This is a genomic window from Marinitoga okinawensis, assembly GCF_055387075.1.
Window position 1 is genome coordinate 1,739,237 of record NZ_AP042422.1, and the last position, 20,631, is coordinate 1,759,867.

A 20,631-nucleotide genomic window follows, 5' to 3' on the forward strand; every position below is an offset into this window, starting at 1 on the left:
TCGTTCATCCGGTAAAAATTCTAATCCTCAAAAATATTCATTCTCGCCGGGCGCTCAGACGCACATCCTGATTGGCTTCGCTTAAAATCACATCCATGTGATTTTATCCGGCTTCATTCATATTTTTTCGGGAATTTTCAAGGATTCTCTCATATTATTTTTTCATATTTTATTTTGTCAACAGTCTAAAATTTATTATTATAAATTTTATTATAAATTATGGGAGAGGTGATATCATGAAAATAGGTATTATTGGTTTAGGTAGAATGGGTAAAAACATGGCCAGAAGATTATTTAAAGGTGGACATGATATAGTTGTATATAATAGAACCAAAGAAAAAGTTAAAGAAATGCAAGAGGAAGGACTTAGTGGTGCATATTCTTTAGAAGAATTCATAGAAAAATTAGACACACCACGAGTTATTTGGCTTATGTTACCTGCTGGCAAAGTAACAGATAATAATATTGATAATTTAATTCCATTGTTAGATAAAGGTGACATCATAATTGATGGTGCTAATAGCTATTATAAAGATGATTTGAAAAGAGCTAAAAAATTAAATAAATATGGTATTCATTATATGGATGCTGGAGTTTCAGGTGGCGTATGGGGATTAAAAGAAGGGTATTGTACAATGGTTGGTGGAGAAAAGAAAATTTTTGATTATATAGAACCAATTTTAAAAACTTTGGCACCAAAAGATGGGTATCTATACTGTGGTCCTACGGGTGCTGGACATTTCGTTAAAATGATACATAACGGCATTGAATACGGATTAATGGAAGCATATGGAGAAGGTTTTGAACTTTTAAAAGCATCAAAATATGGAGAAAATTTAGATTTACATAAAGTAGCTCATTTATGGAATCAAGGTAGCGTAATTAGATCTTGGTTACTTGAATTATTAGAAAATGCATTTAAAGAAGATGGAAATTTAGACGAAATTCAGGGTTATGTGGAAGATTCAGGAGAAGCTAGATGGACAGTATTGGAAGCTGTAGAAAGTGGTGTTTCTGTCCCAATAATTTCTAATTCGTTGTTTAAAAGATTCCAGTCAAGGCAAAAAGATGTATTTTCTGATAAAGTTGTCGCAGCTCTTAGAAGGGAATTTGGGGGACATGCTGTGTACAAAAAATCAGAAGATGTAAAAAAGAATATTGCAGGTGCTGGAAAAGTTCAAGCTGCAAATCCTGACGAAAAGTTTAGAAGGTGATTATATGGGATTTGTAGAAAATAAATTAGGATCTATTGTAGAACTTTGCGAAGATCCAACTCCAGATCCTGCAGGAATTATTATCTTCGGTGCCTCTGGAGATTTAAGTTTTAGAAAGCTTTTCCCTTCAATTTTTAAATTGCTTAAAAATAGAAAGTTAGTAAATTTCTATATATTAGGGGTCGGCAGAACAAATTATAGCGATGAAGAGTTTAAAGAAAAAATAAGGAAATCATTGGGTAATAATGAATTAATATCAAAATTTTTAAACCATGTATATTTTTTATCAGGTGATTATGATAATGATGAATTATATTTAAACTTAAAAAAAAGATTAGAAATTTTAGATGAAAAACATAATACAAAAAATAATAGATTATTTTATTTCGCTACGCCTCCCCATATATATTTACCAATTATCAGACATTTAGGAAAATTCGATTTAAATCAAGAATATGAAAATTATTCAAGAGTAATTATAGAAAAACCATTTGGCAATGATTTGAATAGTGCAAAAAATTTAGATAATGAATTACATAAATGTTTAAATGAAAAGCAAATATATAGAATAGACCATTATTTGGGTAAAGAAACAGTACAAAATATATTAATGATGAGATTTGCAAATATAGTATTTGAACCCATTTGGAATTACAAGTATATTGATCACATTCAAATAACTGTTGCAGAAAATTTAGGTGTGGAAAATAGAATTGGATATTTTGATAATGCAGGATTATTAAGAGATATGTTTCAGAATCATATTTTACAATTATTAACATTAATTACTATGGAACCCCCTGCATCACTTGATGCGGATATGATACATGATGAAAAAATAAAAGTTTTAAAATCTATTAGGCCTTTTGATTTAGATAACCTAAACAATTACATTATAAGAGGACAATATACAGATGGATATATCAATGGAGAGTTAAAAAAATCATATATTGATGAAGTTCAAAAAGATTCAAAAACAGAAACATTTATCGCTGTAAAACTGCTAATTGATAATTGGAGATGGAGTGGAGTTCCTTTTTATATAAGAACTGGTAAGAGATTAAAAAAGAAAGTATCTGAAGTATCTATTATATTTAAAGATGTACCTCACTCTATATTTTCAGATTTCTATCCAGTGAAAATAGAACCCAATGCTTTAGTTATAAGGATTCAACCAGATGAAGGATTTAAATTAGTATTGCAAGCTAAACAGCCAGGTTCTAAAATTTGTATAAATACATTAAATATGGAGTTTAAATATAAAAATTTCTTCAATTACGAACCCCAAGATGCATATGAAAGATTAATATTAGATGCTTTATTAGGAGATCAAACATTGTATGTTAGAAACGATGTAATGGAAGAATCATGGAAATTAGTCACTCCTATTTTAGAAAAATGGGAAAATGAAAAAATAGAATTATATTATTATCCATCTGGAAGTTGGGGTCCAAAAGAATCTAATAGGTTAATAGAAAAAGATAATAGGAAATGGAGGAATTATGAGGATATTTAAATATGATAATATTAATGAAATGAGTTATAATGCAGCTAAAACTTTTTATAATTTCTATAATTATTATATAAAAAAGAATGGTTTGTTTACAGTAGCTTTATCTGGCGGAAACACCCCAAAGCTACTGTATCAATTCCTTTCTTCTCAATACAGAGATTTAATAAATTGGCATAATGTATATATTTTTTTAGGTGATGAGCGATATGTAAACATAAAAGATAATAATAGCAACTTTAAGATGATTAACGAATTGCTACTTTCAAAAATTAATATACCAGAAAAAAATATTTTCAGACCTAAAACAGAAATATATTCTATTGAGAAATGTGCTGCACAATACGAAAAAGATATAATAAACTTTTTTAGGTTTATAAAAAAAGAAGTTTCACTTGATCTGTTATTATTGGGTATGGGAAACGATGGACATACAGCTTCCATCTTCCCAGATACCCCAGTTTCAAACAACAATTATGTTGATATAACTTATCCTAAACATGCAACTCCGAAAATCCCAAGAATAACATTCACATATAAGACCATTAATAATAGTAAAAATATTATGTTTCTATTATCCGGAGAAAAAAAGATAAAAATTTTAAAAGAAATTTTTGAAGGAAAGTTTTATCCTACTTCAATGGTAAAAGCTAAAGAAAATTTATTATATTTTATCTCAAAAATTTAAGAATTTTATCACCTCATATAGAATAATTTACCGAGGTGATAGAATGAAAAAAACTTTATTATATATATTTGTAGCATTTCTATTGATATCTTCTTTAAGTTCTTGTATTTTAAATCCTAAATTACCTAAGGCTATTTTAACCTATCCAAATAAAGAAATTTCTAATGATTTACCTACAAAAATTGATGTTTTATGGAATCTAGAAGGAAATATTGATTCCAAAGATTTTTATTTTGAAGTTTATTATGGAAAATCAAAAAGTTTATTGGACAACAAAATATCTACATCCAATCTATCTGTGCGAATTGAAAACTTAGAACCAGAAACAGAATATTATTTAAAAATAAGAACTATAAAAGGAAATGTTTATACAGATTCCGATATATATACATTTAAAACTACAGACATACCAAAAGTCAATTTTTCTTTAAACAAAGATATCACATATAAAAATTCCATCAATCTATCTTGGAATGCTACAGATAATGATGGAATAAAAAAATATGAATTATTTATAAGTGAAGACCCAAATTTTTCTAATCCAATAAAATTATATGAAGGAACAGGAACTACCTTTTCCATAAGCAACCTCGAGAGAGGCAAGGTTTATTATATTAAATTAATAGCATATGATAAATTAAATGAAAAAAACGAAAAAACTTTAACTATTAATGTTGAAAATTTAGAATTTAGTAATTTTTACCCTTCAAATAATGAAAAAAGTATTCCTACCGACGAAGTCACATTGAAGTGGGACTTTTCAATTTCTTCAAATTTCATATTATTATTTTCAACAAATAACAATTTATTAGATGATAATAAATATTACAAGCGAATAGAAACTTCTGAAAATTCTTATACTATAAAGTCTTTGCCTTCTGGCACAACATTTTATTGGCAAGTAATAGATAAAAATAGCAATGTTAAAAGTGATATCTTATCTTTTACAACGTCATACAAACCAGAAATAGAAATAACATATCCACAAAAAAATACGGAGATAGAAAACTATGCGATTGGTGTTCCTGAAAATGCACTAATCACATGGAATGCAACTGACATAGACAATGATCAATTATCCTTTGTGGTTAAAATTAAAAAAATACAGAAAAATGAAGATATTTCATATATTGATTTTGATGAAGATTTATTATACAACGTGACCATATATAGTACGTCAATAAGAGTTAATTTAGAAAAAGGTTCATACTATGCTTTAATCATTTCTGCAGATGATAAAAAAGGTAATATAACATATAGTAATCCTATTAAGTTTAGAACAAATTTACCTCCAAATTCGCCATATAACTTATATCCAAATAATATTATCAATATTCCTACAAAAGAAGCTACATTATCTTGGAATGCTTTTGATCCTGATAATGGCATAAAATACAATGTATATTTTGGAAATACTATTGATAATCTTGATTTAATTGCAACTACTGAAAACAATTATTATACTTTAAAAAATTTAGATTACGGAAAAACTTACTATTGGGAAGTTGAATCTATTGATTCTGAAAACGCTACATCATTGAGCACTATCGCAACTTTTACAACAAATAAAAAACCTGTTTTCTTGAATAGTAGCCCTGAAGACAATTCTTCAAATATTTCTTTAAAACCAACATTTAGTTGGGAATTTAGCGATGATAATATATCTTATTATCAATTGTTTTTATCAAAAGAAAATGACCCTCTAACATTAATAGCTACTTTAACTAATAATACTTATGAATATAATAAATTTTTAAATCCTAACACAAAATATAAATGGAAGGTTGTTGCTTTTGATAATTGTTTAGCTTCATCTGAATCAAGTATCAATTATTTTACTACAACACAAAAACCTAATATTTCTTTGGTTTTACCAAATAATAATTATACTAACTCTTCGTTAAAAACTATTTTTAAATGGGATGCTTTTGATCCTGATAATGACAATTTAAAATATACTTTTAATTTATACACTGAAAATTCTACTATTTCATATACTTTGAATTCAACAGAATTCAAATATAACGATTACTTGCTACCAAACACTCAATATTCATGGGAAGTAATCGCTACAGATAGCAATTATGCATCAACTGTTTCTGAAAAATATTATTTTAAAACTACTAATCAACCAACAGTTACATTAATGTTTCCTATATCAAATTCAAATATTTCAGCATCAGCTACATTAGAATGGAATGCTCAGGATATAGATAATGATGAACTTCAATATGAAATATTTTTGAATGAAACTAAAGTAGGAACTACTACCAATACACATTATGTAATTAATAATCTAAATCCCAATAGTAATTATTCATGGAAAATATTGGTAACAGATAGTAATTACGCTACGGTTATTTCTAAAGAAGCTACTTTTAAAACTGCTAACTCTAATTTAACAAAACCTAACATTACAAAAATTTATGATTATTTTATACCATCGAAAGAATATACTTTATCAGAAGAAAAATACCCGAATATGTTTAATCTTTATTGGGAAAACAGCAATAGTGCAAAATATTACGATGTATATATAAATAAATATAATATCGATACCAAAATAGCTACTAATTTAATTGAAAATTATGCTATATTAAATTTTGAAAAAGGTGGAAGATATAACTTATATATAAAAGCATACGATGAAAACGGATTTTCCATAAAGGGCGAAAAATTAGAAATAAATGTGAATCAGCCGCCATTAATACAAGATTATTTCCCTCGTGACAATGAAAATAACTTATCATTAAATCCAAAAATAATATGGTATGCTGAAGATCTTGACTCCTCTTCGTTTAATATACGTGTATATTTCGGAGAAAATATAGATGATTTATCTGAAGAATTTATTTCAAATGCTCAATCTCAAGGAGAATATACTATAAAAACTAAATTATTACCAGGAAAAACTTATTATTGGAAAATGGTATTAGAAGATGAAATGCATGGCGTCACATCCACTAAATATAGGAAGTTTACTACAACACATAAACCTATAATTAATTCCATTAACCTTACAGATAACTCAACTGATATTTCTTTAAAATATTTATTAAAATGGAATGCATCTGATGAAGATTATGACAAATTAAACTATTCCATCGATCTATATGATAATAACAATTCACTTATTAAATCTTTTAACACAAATAATCAAAGTTACATTCTTGACCTTGATAGTAATTCAACATATAAACTTATTTTTATAGCCAATGATGATAAAGGATCATCTGCATCAACAGAATTAAGTTTTACTACTACATTAAAACCTATAATATATGATAATTCTCTTACTTATTCATGTGATTCAAACCATATGAATAATGGAGAAAAATTAAAGTGGGATGCTTATGATCCCGATGGGGATGATTTATCGTACACTATATATCTAGGAAAAAATATAAATAACTTATCTGTTATTGGAACAACTTTAAACAAAGAGTTTTCTCTAAATAATTTAGAAAATAATACCACATATTACTGGAAAATTAAGGCTGAAGATGATAAAGGATCCTTTGCATATTCTGATATAAAATCTTTTAAAACTAATGCTTTACCAATGTATGATATTGAAAAGTTTTATCCAAAAAATTATTCTATTGGTGTTGAACAAGATCTTACTTTAAAATGGTTTTTTACTGATTTTGATGGAGATAATTTATCATATGATATTTATTTTGGCTCTTCGTTAGATAATTTATCTTTAATAAAAAACAATTATACTAATACATCATTTAATATCAATAATTTGGAAAGTGGAAAAACTTATTATTGGAAAATAATTGCAAAAGATAGTTACGGTGGCGAAACAGATTCTGGAATTTTATCTTTTACCACTAATCGTCCTCCAACCAATCCAAGCATTTCAGTATCTGATTTAAATAAGTTAGAGTTCTATTTATCTTGGAGCTCGGTGGATCCTGAAAATCAACATATTACATATGACCTTTTGAGTTCCTATAATAACGATACAAATTATAGTACAATTTTATATAATACAGAATTGACACAAAAGTATATTTCGCGTTTATTGCCAAATTCAACCTATTATTTTAAAGTACGATCCATTGATGAAAAAGAAGGTGTCAGCGAATCTTATATAAATTATGTGACGCCACAAATAGATACTAATATTTTTACTATTGAAAAAGACAGCTCGTCTAATGATGAAGTAATAAACATTATAGAAAAAAACAATGAAATATTCTCTATTATAAGAGAAGATAATATTTATTACCTAACAAAGTTTGATAACGCAGGAACAGAAATAACTACAAACTCATCAGCTACTATCAATATAACACCTTATTTCATTGATGTAAATGGTAATAATTTAGTATTAATTGGCAATAATAACAATAATTTAGAATTTGAAGAATATGACTCTAATTTAAATTTCAAAACAGCTACTACAACAGCAATTATTATGAATATTTCAGGATATATGAAGGATTTAAATAAATATATTATATATGGCACTAATTCTAATAATGGGGAAGTTTATGTTTTAGATAATTCTTTATCTATAATTAAATCTTTAAATATTCCAGACTTTACCATAAATTCTATAATAAAAATTTATGATGATGATAGTAAGTATAAGTATTTATTAGGCGGTATAAAAAATAGTGAAGGTTATATAATAAAAACCGACTTAGATCTCAATACAGAATTTGAAAAATCTTTTAATGATATGAATAGTATTACTTCTATGATAAATAATGATAATAATGAATTGATTTTATTAGGTTTTACAAATAATGATTTGATAATAAAAAAGATCAGTTATAGATTCAATGAATTACAAGATCCAGTATATGAAAATGGTTACAAAAATAATTTTTCAAAAATTATAAAAAACAGTAATAATGAATATTTAATATTATTAAACACATTAGACAACATAGAAATATTAAAAATGGATGAAAACATTAATATTATTGAAAAAATAAAATTTGGAGGTGATAATATAGACTATGCAAATGGCCTACTGAATACAAATGATGGTGGTTATATTATTTTTGGGCAGACTAGATCATTCAAAGATACAATTAACGGTAATTCATATATTATAAAAACAGATTCTAAATTATTAGGATGGAGTACCCCTGAAGAATAGAATGGAGGATATTATGAAAAAAATTATTATTTTAATGCTATTTTTATCAATATTCGTATTATCTTTTGCTAAATTAAATAATGTATATATCGGATACAATAATATAGTTTATTCAACTTTGGAATCTTCACTAAATACAAATGAATTATATATCGGATATAATTTCGGAAATATCCCTTTAAAAATTCAAGCTGGAGGTTCTACAAACCTTCAGTCATTTATTATGGTTATGTCCTATCTCAATTTTAATGATTTTTATATCAATCCATATTTAAAATATCGAAAAAATTTCTCTTTAGGTTTTTTAGCTGAATTTAAAAACTTTGGTATTAATTATAATATATCTAAAAATTTTGTTCAGACTGTTGGTTTTAATATATCTTTTCCTATAATAAAATTTGGAAAAGATGTTGCTTCTTCTATTATTTGCCCAAATAGTATTAACTCAATAGCCGGAAAAGATATTAAATTAAGGATTAAATTAAAAAATGATTTTTATCCCGCTGAAAATGTTGATGTTTTTTATAATATTGACAATAATAAAACTGTATATGCTGGTAAAACAAATAATAACGGAGAGATTATTATAAACACTCCTATTTTAAAAAAAGCTGGAAATCATATTATAAATATTTATGCGAATAATATAAATAATATTATGAAGAAAATAAATGTATATGTAAAACCTAATCTACCACAAAAAATATCAATACTTTTTGATAAAGATTATATATATACTTCAAATCAAAACATACTAAAAATAAAAGAAATTAAAATCTTTGATGATTATTCAAACATAATAAAGAATTATAATTTGAAATTTATTGATTTTAAACTCATTGGCGATTATAAGGATATTAAATATTCTTATTTAGATGGCATTATAACTTTGGATCCTATAGAAAAACCAGGCATATATAAATTGTATTATGAAGCAATTGTAAATAATACACTTTTAAGTGGAATAACTGATATAACAGTGAAAAACAACCCAAAAGATATAACAAATGTAAAAACTTCTATTTCCTATATAGGAACTGAAAAAAATTATGCAGTATTTAAAATTTCAAACCCAAAAATTATTTTTTCTAATCTTTCTGAAGAATATGCTGAAAATTATTATTTATATTTTGATAATCAAAAAATTAAAATAGACAATAATAAGTTTAAACTTCCTTTAAACAATAATTTTGAAAAAAAATATAATTTTAAAGTTATTGTTTATTACCAAAATTTTATAAAAACTTTAGATCTTACGGTATCTACTGAATAATTCTAATTAAACTTTTCCCTTTCAATTACGTCAAAATAGTTGAAAAAGAAATTTATTTATGTTATAATCATATTCGTTTGGGGACGAAACGGTTTCGACGGGGGTAGAGTAAGTCGGAAAGCGAGCCGTGGAAGACTGTTACCACGTAAAATAATCGGTCAAAAAAGAGAATTGCCGAAGAAAATTACGCTTTAGCTGCTTAATTTAATTAGCAGCCGTCCTATTAACCGTTCTGGGTCAAATGGTTAAATAGGACGTCATAATTATGACCCTTACCTAAAAACCTTTCTCCCGGGTTTTTAGGGAAATCTTAGGGAGATAGCTTAATCTTATCCTGCCTGTGGGAGAAGATTAAGCAAAAATTAAAACACAGGCTGCGCTCGGAGATGTCCGGCTTACTTTACTTTCGGACGCGGGTTCGACTCCCGCCGTCTCCACCAGCATTTTTAAAAAGGAGCCTTTCGGCTCCCTTTTATTTTGCTTTTTTCAAATATTTTAATATAAAACTTTTATCTACTTCATTTTTTTCGTTAAAAAAGTATCCAGGTATCTTCAAATAATTCTCTTTTCTAATAGGCTTTTTTAAATACTCTTCTATACTTTTAAGATATCTTTTAGCAGTAATTTCCCATGTATAATTTTCTAAAACTCTCTTTTTACCTAATTCAGAATATTTATCAAAATTTTTCAATCCATCTAAAATGCCTTTTTCTATATCCTTTATATCAAATGGATCTATCAATACCCCATATTTACCTTTATCAAATGATTCCATAGGACCACCATTTTTAGTTGCAACAACAGCAAGACCTACTGCTGCTGCCTCAATAGGAGCTAATCCAAATGGTTCATAAAAAGCTGGCAAAACAAAAACAGATTTTTTTCTAACAAAATATCTATACGCACTTGCTAATTCATCTTGACCAGGCACATCAAATAATGATACTTTTCCGTATAAATCGTGATCTTCTACTATTCTTTCTATTTCTCCTATAATTTTTTTCTCTTTTTCAGATAATTTATTTATATCTTCAAAACCATTCTTTAAACCTCTAACAAAAATAACCAGATTCGCCATTTTTTGAAGCTCTTTAGACTTTGCATATGCTCTAACTACACCAAGATGATTCTTTTTTTCATCCACTCTACTGGAAACAATTATATATTGTTTCTCTCTATTTTCTATATCTCTAATTAAATATTTTTCTATTTCATTCCAAAAAACATTATCTAATTCCTTATTTTCTGATGAAAATGTTTTAACATTTACCCCAGGTGGAATAACTTTAAACTTAGAATCATCATTTACATCTATAGCGCCATCATACAATTGATGCCCATACTGTTCGAATCTTTCAAGATTGGTACTTACTATATTAAATGCCGAACGATTCATGGAAACCCTTTCTGCATTTATTCTTATAGAAAAATTATATTCTTCATCATATTCATCGAAATTAAATTTATTTATTCCTAATTTATCCATTTTTTGCGCTCCTAAAGAATGCGCCGTGAAAGAAAATGGGATATGAGTAATATTTTCAAATATCGCTCCTGTAATACCTCCATCTCCATAATGGGTTGTTACAAAATCTGGCATTTTGCCTATAGAATCATAATATTTTAAAATGTCTTCTGCAAATTCTTTTAAATGTGGCCATAACAACTCTTTCCTTAAAAATTTATTTCCTCCAAAAGGTATTCTTATAATTTTCAAATTATTATAACCTTCATAATAGTCAAAATCATCCATAAACTCTGGCCAATTTTTATCAATTATTTTTCTTGTAAAAATATCAACATCAACCCCTAGTTTTGATAATTCCATAGCAACTTCTCTTACATATATTAATTGACCTCCAAAATCAGGATGTTCTGTTAGTCTAGAATTATTTTTATCAAAATTCCCTTGGGGATTAAAAAATGCAATTCTCATTTTTTCACCTCATTTATTTTATAATATTTTAATGCTCCAGATATATCATTTAATTTTCGATTTATATTAGCAGGATATCCATAAAAACCATATTTATTACATAAATTTATAAAATCAAAAATTATATCTTTGTTAGGATTTTTTTGATTATATATATAATCAGTAACAAGTACAAATTTTCCGGAATTTCTAACTCTTAATATGTATTTAAGTCTATTGTTTACATATTTTTCAGAACGTTTATTAGTTTTTTTATAAAATAAACTCTCTACTCCAAGACCAGAAATTGTATTTAGATATTTATCATTATAATCATATTCTAATATATCTTCTGCATTTTGAGGAACTATTAAAAATACAGGATTCTTTTTTCTAGCATATTCAGCAATTTCAATTACAAACTTAATCATTTCAGAAGCTGTTGATTCTATATCGTACCCATTTTCTGCCCAAAATTTATAAGAATCAACTAAATCTATATAAACTCCCATAAACCCCTGATCAATTATCTTATCTAAATAATCAAAAATTATGTTTTTCCATTCATCATACCAATATTTTACTTTATAGTTTCCAGGCCATCTTGGATTTTCACTATCCAACCATTTTGGCGGATTATCATACCAATTTTCATCCCAATAAAATCTATAATCTTCTGCTTCACCTATACTTAAATATGCCAAAGGGATAATATTCAAATTTTTCAATTTATTTATCTCATTGTGCGTAAATTTTTTTTCGTCTGACCCATCCTTAGAATAATCTATAATTAGAAATTTAGGCTTATAGTTTCTAATTATATTATCAATATTAGGGCCATTAATTTGATAGATTACAGGTACTTCAATAGTTTCCTTTTTTGGTATAAAAAGGAAAGAAATAAGTACTATAAATATTGCGGTTATAATAATTAATTCTTTTGACATAATTCTCACCTTATATTTCATATTTATTTTTTAATATTTTCCAATATTCGATAGGAGCAATTGCACCAATATATTTTAATTTTTCAGCAGCAAAAGCCAATCCTAATTTTGTTGATTTAATTATATCTAATCCATTTAATAGTCCAATATAAATTCCAGACCATACTGCATCACCTGCACCAGTAACATCATTTACCTCTGAGGCATAGGTTGATATTCTCTTATTTATCTCATTATTTTTAATAAATACACCATCTTTACCTAAGGTAAATATAATATTGTTAAAATTATACTCTTTAAAATACGTATAGTAATTTTCTAGACTGTCTTTCCCAAAAATATGTTCAGCATCATCTAATGAAGGCTTAATAATATCAATATATGGACCTATAGCTTGCAAAACTTCTAAAATTGTATATTTATTATGCCATAACACTTTTCTGTAATTCGGGTCAAATCCAATAATTATGTTGCGTTTTTTTGCAATTTTAATTAAATTTAGAATTTTTTCATATTGAGTTGTTTCTGATACAGCCCAGGATGAAATATGAATAATTTTAAATTTATTTAAGTCAATATTTTTTGGAATATCTAAATTTAAAGATGCATTCCTATATGCTTTAAATTCTGGTGTGTCTTTAGATTTGTTTACAAACACAACATCTGTATTTATTTTTGGAGATATATGTATATAATCAGTTTTTACTTTATATTCTTTTAAAAAGTCTATTATAAATTCCCCAAATGGATCTTCTCCAACTGCAGATAATAAATAGCTATCTATACCCTGATTTGAAACATTTATCGCTATATTTGCTGGTGATCCTCCAAAGAATTTATGGAAAACGTTTGCATTTTTTAATGAAAAAGATTCTGTTATAAAATCAATCAAAACTTCGCCTATTGATAAAAACATTTTCATCTCTCCTATTTATAAAATTTTTCTATCCTATCTTCAAAAATATGATTATATTTATTTATATTTTTATTAAGTGCTTCATCAGGATTTATATCAACAACTTTTACTTTATCTCCTTTTTTAGAAAATCTTATGATAACCTCACCTTTAGGATTTGTAATTTGGCTCATGCCTGTAAAATTATTTGAATTTAAAACATTAACTTCTTCTCCCCATCTATTTGATGTAACAATAAACACTCTATTTTCTAATGATCTTATTTTATTTGCTTCCTGACAATATGGCATTACTAAATTAGCACTATGTGCTATTACTTGAGCCCCCTTTAATGCAAGCGTTCTAAATGATTCCGGGAAAAACCAGTCAAAGCATATTGCAAGACCAATTTTAACTCCATTAATATCTTCAACCCAAAAACCGGTATTTCCTCTTTCGAAAAATAATTTTTCTTCATAGAATAAATGAGTTTTTCTATAAATTCTATATTTACCATCGGGTTTTATTAAAATAGAAGAATTATAAAATTTATTTTCTTTTTTTTCTACAAAACCAAAAACAACATTTGTATTTTTAGAAAATGCAAAATCTCTAAAAGATTTTATTGAAAATCCAGTTATATCTTCAGAAACCCATTCTACTTCATTCTTTGTATTAAATGTATAACCTGTAAAAGCTAATTCCGGAAAAACAAACAATTCCGCATCTTCATTTTCTATTAATTTTATTCCTTTTTCAACATTTTCTTTTACTTGAAAAAGCTCTGGTTTAAATTGAACTAATCCTATTTTCATATTAATCACCCTCAATAATTCTTTTTTCTGTAATTATTTTATCCATTTTTATATCATAATCAAAGACGAGTAATTTATCTATGATTTGAAAATCAAACGCAATGCCTACTTTTAATCCCGTTCTCTGTTTTGAAAAATATTTATCAAAAAATCCTCCACCATATCCTAATCTATATAATTTCTTATCAAAAGCTACACCTGGTATCAGATATACATCTATTTCTTTTCCATAAGGTCCCCCACTTGGTTCCATTATACCAAATTTTCCTTTTTTAAAATCGCTAAAAGAATTAATTTTTACAAAAATCATATTATTTCCAATAACTTTTGGAAATAATATATCTTTATCCTTCAAAACTCCAACTAATTTTAATAAATCCACTTCTTTTTTAAAAGGGTAATACATAGCTATACTATTAAATTCTACATTTGATAAAAATTCTAATACTTTTTCATATATAACCTGATTATATTTTTCATATAACGATACATCTAAATTTAGTCTTTTTCTGAGAAATTCCTTTCTAATATCATTTTTCATTACTTTCACCACTCATAAATTCAATATTCATAATATTTCTATCCATTTCTAAAATAAATAAATTATTTTCTCTATAATAATGGATAATCTTACCTCCAGTTATTTTTCTAATATTCTTTTTGCTTTTCACCATAAAATATTTTGGAAATAATGATGAATTTGGTACTATTACTGTTAAATTATTTTCATCATAATTATATTTTACTTTTTGGGTTAAGTAATCAAAAAAATAAGGATAAGCTTCAGATGCTGTTTGGTTCCTCAACCATGGAAATTTAGATTTTATTGTATTATAAAAAGTTTCTAAGTTATTATACATTTCATCCCAAGTTAAATTTTCGGGATTTCTATCTTTTGCAAAAGCATCATCTGGATGTATAAAATGTTGAAATGTTCCAAAATTAGCTAAAGTATTAATAGTTGTAGAATATAATCTTGTCAAAGGATAATAACCATACGTTGATCTTGGTATTATAAGTGTATAGTTATTTCTAATAACATATTCTGATAAATTAGATTCACTTTGATATATTGTTCCAATTGTTCGTATTGTGGGAATACCTTCAAGAAGATTCTTTACTCCAAATTCATCTATTAAATTATTTGGGGCAACATAGCTACTTATAATAATATCATGACCAATTATTTTACTAATAAACTCTTTAGCTGCTCTTAAACTAAGCTTTATATTTTCAGCATTTGCCCATTTATCTTTTGTTAAAGAATTATGATTATATCCATGAAGGCCTAATTCAAAATCCGATTTATCAATTTCTCTCATGGCTTTATATGGATTGTTATTTTTACTAATAAAAAATTCTGTAAATTCAAATGGCGGTATACTCGAGCCATTATAACTTAAAGGAGTTACAAAAGTATATTTTATGTTATATTTTTTTGCAAACTTTTTTATAGATGGCCACCATATATCATAATAATATTCATCATCAGTAACTTTTTTCCCATTAATTTCTAATCTTTCTATATTATATGATGGAAGAGGGAAATCGTCAATATAAAAAATAAAAGAATTCAATAAACCCGCTATAGAAATATCTTGCATTTCAAGTACAGATTGTAGAATTAAACCTCTAACAGATTTTAATATAATATCTGGATATATATAGCCAATATATCCTTTATTAACCTTTTTATACCAGATAGCTGGAACTTTAGCATTTTCATTTTCTAAATAAACCAAAATTTGATATTTGTTATCTAAAGAAATATTAAAAGAAATATTAAAATCTCTATTTATTATAGTTCCTTTTTCGTCATTTCCAACAGGAAACAATTTTTTAGAAAAAAGTATTTTTGAAATATTTATATTATCTTCTTTAATATTAGTACTCCAAGGTGTATTATAAATATCTGTTGAAAGTATAAAAGAACCTCCATTATTTATATATCTTTCTATAGTTTTTGTCTTTACATATTTTGCATCAGTATTCCATATAATAGTTTTGTATGGGATAAGATCAAAATATGAAAAATTATAAAAATCCTCTACATTTAAAACATCATAATTTATTTTAGCATAATCAAACATTTTATATAAATTATTTTGATATGATAAAAATTGTTCATTATCATACTTTGTTTTTATAATTAAAACTTTTCCTTTATTTCCAACCTTTTGATTTATAAAATTTAATAAAATCTTCTCAATATTTATAATGATATTACCCTTAACATCGGTAAAACTGTTAAATATTGCAGCACCACCATTTTTAGTTAAAATAATCATCGGATAATCATCATTACTTGTTTCGAATTGCATTAATATTTTATCTTCACTTTCAAATACCCTATACTTTTCTACAGGTCTTTTTATTTGAGTAGATGGTTCTGTAAGAAAAAAATCTTTATTATAATTAATCTGATAATTTTCCAATTCTTTATACCCATACATATAATGAATACCAATTTTATCTAAAAGATTATTTATTTCTCTAATATCTGAAGTTACTCCTAAATTATTAAAGAAAAAGAAAAAACCTCCGTTTTCTATAAAATTTGCTAATTGTCTTAAATACAAATGTGAATCTTTTATTTCTGGTGAGTAATACCAACTTATTACTCCAAAATACTTTTTATTATCAATTCTATAATAATTCATTTCCTCTACATTCTTTAATTCGTATTTTATATTATATTTTTCTAAAATAGGTATTATATGATATTTGAACATAAACTCCCCATATTGTTCAGATTTTTTATATAACAATAATAAATTTTTTTGCCCAAACAAAGATAATGATAATACTAACAATAAAATTAATATTATAGTTTTTTTCATTTTTGCTCCTCCATTAATTTTTTAATATCATTAAATTCTAAATAAAACCCTGGTTCTACGGCTAATTTTTGCCTAAAATATTCAAGTTGTATTATATTATTTACTTTTGATAATAATAACTTATACCCTACAAATGTTCCTATTGTAAAGGCTATAGAATAACTAGCTCCTAAAGCATAATATCCTAATTTGTATGTAAATATTATACTTAGTATTAGATTAATTAAAAAAACAGAAATATTTAAATACAGTGCTGTGTTCCTAAAATCAAAGTATAGAAGTAATAACATAATCATCAAATAAAAAGAATTAAGCATAGCACCTATTAATCCTATTCTTAAAATTGGTTTCAAACTTTCTGAAACAAAAGGTATAAGATTTATTTCATTCAATAAAAACAAAGATAATGTTATTATCAGTTGAACCCTAACAACTAAACTAACATCATATTTCAATTCTTTTAACATACTGTTTTTACGAATTTCTATTTCTTCATAATTATAACCTTCTCTTAAAGAATCATAAAATAATTTATAGGTTTTATAAAATCTTGTTTCTAAAACTAAAATAAACATAGTTGACGTTGGGATTATAGTTAAGTAAGCAATAAACATCGGATTATCATATATAAAAGAAAAATGAAAACCTTTTAAAGGGATTTCACCAAATTGTGGAGAATACCATGTAACAAAATCATCTATCCATAATGCCAAATAATATGTAAATCCTATTAAAATATTTTGCCAATATTTTTTTGTTTCACCAATCCACTCAAAAGACACATCAAAATCAGTTCCAAAATATATTAAAGCAATTAGATAATGGAGGAAAATCCCAATATTTACTCCTAATGCATAACCTAATATATATCCGATAGAATTATTATCTCTACCAAAAATATTTGAAAATAATATGGAAAAAAAGCCCATTATCAAAAATGCCATAATATACCAATTAACAGAATCACTTGAAAGTGAAGCTATTGACATTATCCACAAAGTTAATAAAGATAATGTTAAATATGAAAAAGAAGCTACAAACCATAATTCATGATGATTAAAAGCAAAAAAAACTATCATAATTAAAATTAATATCAAAGAACTACAAACAAGCATTCCCATGACTTCTGGCAATATTTTTTTATATTGTTTTGAAAATATTAAATCTGAAATCCTTCTAGACTCAAACATTATAAATAATCCAGAAATTATTATTGATACTATAAAAGAATATACTATTGCGACATTAAAATATATATCATTTGTTTTAAAAACTGTTAATATTATCCATAACGATATAGTTGTAATAATCCATGGTCCTGAAGAAACCATAATAGAGTAGGCTATTGCTAATAAATCTGTTGATACTCCACCTTTATGAAACATCTTATTAAGTCTAAAACCTACCCCTGCCATTATTTCACCACCGATAAATACAAATTTCTATAATTTTTTATCATCTGATTTAAACGATATCTTTTTTGAACTCTAATCCTAGCTATTTCAGATGCTTTCATTCTAAATTCATCATCTTCATATAACTTAATAATTCCATTAGCTAATGAAACAAAATCTTTTGGTTTAACTACAATTCCTGTATCTCCAACAATATCTTCCTTTGTTCCATGAATCATTTCAGAACAAGCACCAACATCTGTAGTAACAACAGGTATACCCGCTGCAAATGCTTCTAATATAACTAAAGGTTGTCCTTCACTAACGCTTGAGAGTAATAACACATTCAATTTTGGATAATAATCCAAAACATTTACTTTACCTGTAAATTCTATTGTATCTTCTAATCTGAAAATTTCTATCATTTTTTTACATTCTTCAAAATACTCTGGTTCTTCATCTGTTGGTCCAATTATATACAATTTAAAATTTTTTATTCTTTCTTTTATTAATTTTGCTGCCTTAATTGCTGTTTTAATATCTTTAATTTCTACCACTCTTCCAACTAAACCGACAATAAAAGGATTTTTTTCTTTTCTATACTTCAATTTTGAGAATTTTTCATAATCTATTCCATTAGGTATTACCATCATTTTTGACTCATCATCACATAGCTCTTTTTCAAACATTTGATTTTTAGAAAATAATGTTGTTATTTTTTGAGAACCTTTATATACAAGAGAACTAATAGTATTAAACAATTTTATCCATGCCAATCTATATTCATCTTTTATCCAATCTGCCTTTAAAACTTCTAATTGCCTTTCTCTATGATATATTCCATGTTCTGTTAAAATCACGGGAATGTTATTTTTCATACCATTCATTATTGCCGATATACCCGCATATCCTGTTGTAATAGTATGATACACATCACATTTTGGGAAATCTACTGTCATAGAATTTAAAAAAGGTAATAACATAGATTGTAATGTCCAATAATAGTTAGTGAAATCCTCATAAGGTATATATGTTTTATAAAATTCTAAACTTACATCCCAATAGAAACCAGATTTTAAAATTCTGGTGAAATCTAAATCCGGCTGTTTTTTAAAAAGTTCAAACAATTTATTTGCCATAGTTTTTTCCTCAAAAGGATATATAAGAACATTTTTAAGCCCTTCAAAAAAACTTTCAGGAATACTTCTTTTCTTAAAAAAATCATATTCCGCAAATAAAAAATATTCAAAATAGTCAGTAACATTCTCTGGAAAAATATATTTAGGTTTTCTAATCCTCGGAACATCGCCTATTTGTATTACACAAAACTCTATATCTTCCATAGATCTTATTAAATTATGTCCCCAACTGGAAACTCCACCAGTAACATAAGGATATGTCCCTTCAAATATAATACCTACTTTCATTTATTATCACCCATATTTTCCAAAAATTTTTCTATATATTTTATATCCTCAGACATAAAGTTTTTTGAAATTATTTCAAATTCATTTGGGTAATATTGTTTTAATATCAACAAAACCATTATTTTTTGTATTTTATCAGAATTCTTCATAATATCCATAAGATATTCTTTATTCCCTGTTAAAGTATATAAAGATAATTTTTCTTTAAAGCTCATGTTTTTCAAAATATTTATATTACTGGATCCGGTCATTTCCTTTAATGAGGATACTAAATAACTATATTTTAATCTTTCGGCATACTCTAAAGTTTTTTTATCCTCAAGTGTTTTAGATATACCAATTAATTCATTTATTAATATTAAATCTTTATCAGTGTAAAATTTTTTATCTTTTAATTTAGATATTAATTCTTTTTTCTTCAAATATGAAGTTCGCTTCTGCCATGGAAGATTTTTTATATAATTAGGATCAAAATTTGTTCCAGTTTTATAATTTGCTATAATTACAGCAATTATTAAGAAAATTGTTAATCCAAACAACAAATAATATGGCTGTAAAATTTGATTAATTAATTTGTTTTTTCTTTTCATA

The 20,631-nt window shown here is 25.8% G+C and carries 14 protein-coding genes and 1 other RNA gene; 6 read left to right on the forward strand and 9 right to left on the reverse strand.

The features are described 5' to 3' along the window. The first annotated feature begins 236 nt into the window (after positions 1-236). The 6 genes from gnd to ssrA all read left to right on the forward strand — a co-directional run bounded on the left by gnd (position 237) and on the right by ssrA (position 10,247). The gene (gene gnd / locus ACZ5CK_RS08550; protein ID WP_464581399.1) at positions 237-1,214 is read left to right on the forward strand and encodes a phosphogluconate dehydrogenase (NAD(+)-dependent, decarboxylating); all 978 of its coding nucleotides are present in this window, start codon (positions 237-239) and stop codon (positions 1,212-1,214) included. A 4-nt stretch (positions 1,215-1,218) separates the two neighbouring features. After that, complete coding sequence (zwf, locus tag ACZ5CK_RS08555) at positions 1,219-2,730, forward strand: glucose-6-phosphate dehydrogenase (RefSeq protein WP_464581400.1); 1,512 nt, start codon at positions 1,219-1,221, stop codon at positions 2,728-2,730. Next, positions 2,717-3,412, forward strand: coding sequence for a 6-phosphogluconolactonase (pgl, locus tag ACZ5CK_RS08560; RefSeq protein ID WP_464581401.1), 696 nt, complete (start codon positions 2,717-2,719; stop codon positions 3,410-3,412). Before zwf ends, pgl begins: the two co-directional genes overlap by 14 nt. Positions 3,413-3,455: 43 nt before the next feature. Then, positions 3,456-8,534 (forward strand): hypothetical protein, encoded by a 5,079-nt coding sequence (locus ACZ5CK_RS08565; protein WP_464581402.1) that lies wholly within the window; start codon positions 3,456-3,458, stop codon positions 8,532-8,534. Positions 8,535-8,547: 13 nt separating this feature from the next. After that, positions 8,548-9,807: a hypothetical protein gene (locus ACZ5CK_RS08570; RefSeq protein ID WP_464581403.1), complete on the forward strand. Its 1,260-nt coding sequence runs from the start codon at positions 8,548-8,550 to the stop codon at positions 9,805-9,807. A 79-nt stretch (positions 9,808-9,886) separates the two neighbouring features. Continuing rightward, positions 9,887-10,247, forward strand: a transfer-messenger RNA (tmRNA) gene (gene ssrA, locus ACZ5CK_RS08575). A gap of 32 nt (positions 10,248-10,279) precedes the next feature. On the opposite strand, the gene ACZ5CK_RS08580 is transcribed toward ssrA, so the two are convergent. The 9 genes from ACZ5CK_RS08580 to ACZ5CK_RS08620 are packed head-to-tail and all read right to left on the reverse strand — an operon-like array spanning position 10,280 to position 20,630. Then, positions 10,280-11,743, reverse strand: a complete 1,464-nt coding sequence (locus ACZ5CK_RS08580) for a glycosyltransferase (protein ID WP_464581404.1) — start codon at positions 11,741-11,743, stop codon at positions 10,280-10,282. After that, on the reverse strand, positions 11,740-12,669 hold the full coding sequence (locus ACZ5CK_RS08585; RefSeq protein ID WP_464581405.1) for an MJ1477/TM1410 family putative glycoside hydrolase: 930 nt from the start codon (positions 12,667-12,669) through the stop codon (positions 11,740-11,742). Before ACZ5CK_RS08585 ends, ACZ5CK_RS08580 begins: the two co-directional genes overlap by 4 nt. A 10-nt stretch (positions 12,670-12,679) precedes the next feature. Further along, on the reverse strand, positions 12,680-13,585 hold the full coding sequence (locus ACZ5CK_RS08590; protein ID WP_464581406.1) for a carbohydrate kinase family protein: 906 nt from the start codon (positions 13,583-13,585) through the stop codon (positions 12,680-12,682). Between the two features lie 11 nt (positions 13,586-13,596). Further along, complete coding sequence (locus ACZ5CK_RS08595; RefSeq protein ID WP_464581407.1) at positions 13,597-14,379, reverse strand: nitrilase-related carbon-nitrogen hydrolase; 783 nt, start codon at positions 14,377-14,379, stop codon at positions 13,597-13,599. A gap of 1 nt (position 14,380) precedes the next feature. Beyond that, complete coding sequence (locus ACZ5CK_RS08600; RefSeq protein ID WP_464581408.1) at positions 14,381-14,920, reverse strand: 5-formyltetrahydrofolate cyclo-ligase; 540 nt, start codon at positions 14,918-14,920, stop codon at positions 14,381-14,383. Then, positions 14,910-17,219: a DUF2194 domain-containing protein gene (locus ACZ5CK_RS08605; RefSeq protein ID WP_464581409.1), complete on the reverse strand. Its 2,310-nt coding sequence runs from the start codon at positions 17,217-17,219 to the stop codon at positions 14,910-14,912. The genes ACZ5CK_RS08600 and ACZ5CK_RS08605 overlap by 11 nt, the downstream gene beginning before the upstream one ends. Continuing rightward, complete coding sequence (pelG, locus tag ACZ5CK_RS08610; RefSeq protein ID WP_464581410.1) at positions 17,216-18,634, reverse strand: exopolysaccharide Pel transporter PelG; 1,419 nt, start codon at positions 18,632-18,634, stop codon at positions 17,216-17,218. The genes ACZ5CK_RS08605 and pelG overlap by 4 nt, the downstream gene beginning before the upstream one ends. Beyond that, positions 18,634-20,040: a GT4 family glycosyltransferase PelF gene (gene pelF, locus ACZ5CK_RS08615; RefSeq protein ID WP_464581411.1), complete on the reverse strand. Its 1,407-nt coding sequence runs from the start codon at positions 20,038-20,040 to the stop codon at positions 18,634-18,636. Before pelF ends, pelG begins: the two co-directional genes overlap by 1 nt. Beyond that, positions 20,037-20,630 carry a hypothetical protein gene (locus ACZ5CK_RS08620; protein ID WP_464581412.1) on the reverse strand — a complete coding sequence of 198 codons (594 nt, stop codon included), beginning with the start codon at positions 20,628-20,630 and terminating at the stop codon, positions 20,037-20,039. The genes pelF and ACZ5CK_RS08620 overlap by 4 nt, the downstream gene beginning before the upstream one ends. Between the last annotated feature and the right edge of the window lies 1 nt (position 20,631).

Excerpts from the sequence above, each read along its gene's own strand:
- gnd (WP_464581399.1), top strand. The coding sequence starts at position 237 with ATGAAAATAGGTATTATTGGTTTAGGTAGAATGGGTAAAAACATGGCC.
- zwf (WP_464581400.1), top strand. The coding sequence starts at position 1,219 with ATGGGATTTGTAGAAAATAAATTAGGATCTATTGTAGAACTTTGCGAA.
- pgl (WP_464581401.1), top strand. The coding sequence starts at position 2,717 with ATGAGGATATTTAAATATGATAATATTAATGAAATGAGTTATAATGCA.
- ACZ5CK_RS08565 (WP_464581402.1), top strand. The coding sequence starts at position 3,456 with ATGAAAAAAACTTTATTATATATATTTGTAGCATTTCTATTGATATCT.
- ACZ5CK_RS08570 (WP_464581403.1), top strand. The coding sequence starts at position 8,548 with ATGAAAAAAATTATTATTTTAATGCTATTTTTATCAATATTCGTATTA.
- ACZ5CK_RS08580 (WP_464581404.1), bottom strand. The coding sequence starts at position 11,743 with ATGAGAATTGCATTTTTTAATCCCCAAGGGAATTTTGATAAAAATAAT.
- ACZ5CK_RS08585 (WP_464581405.1), bottom strand. The coding sequence starts at position 12,669 with ATGTCAAAAGAATTAATTATTATAACCGCAATATTTATAGTACTTATT.
- ACZ5CK_RS08590 (WP_464581406.1), bottom strand. The coding sequence starts at position 13,585 with ATGTTTTTATCAATAGGCGAAGTTTTGATTGATTTTATAACAGAATCT.
- ACZ5CK_RS08595 (WP_464581407.1), bottom strand. The coding sequence starts at position 14,379 with ATGAAAATAGGATTAGTTCAATTTAAACCAGAGCTTTTTCAAGTAAAA.
- ACZ5CK_RS08600 (WP_464581408.1), bottom strand. The coding sequence starts at position 14,920 with ATGAAAAATGATATTAGAAAGGAATTTCTCAGAAAAAGACTAAATTTA.
- ACZ5CK_RS08605 (WP_464581409.1), bottom strand. The coding sequence starts at position 17,219 with ATGAAAAAAACTATAATATTAATTTTATTGTTAGTATTATCATTATCT.
- pelG (WP_464581410.1), bottom strand. The coding sequence starts at position 18,634 with ATGGCAGGGGTAGGTTTTAGACTTAATAAGATGTTTCATAAAGGTGGA.
- pelF (WP_464581411.1), bottom strand. The coding sequence starts at position 20,040 with ATGAAAGTAGGTATTATATTTGAAGGGACATATCCTTATGTTACTGGT.
- ACZ5CK_RS08620 (WP_464581412.1), bottom strand. The coding sequence starts at position 20,630 with ATGAAAAGAAAAAACAAATTAATTAATCAAATTTTACAGCCATATTAT.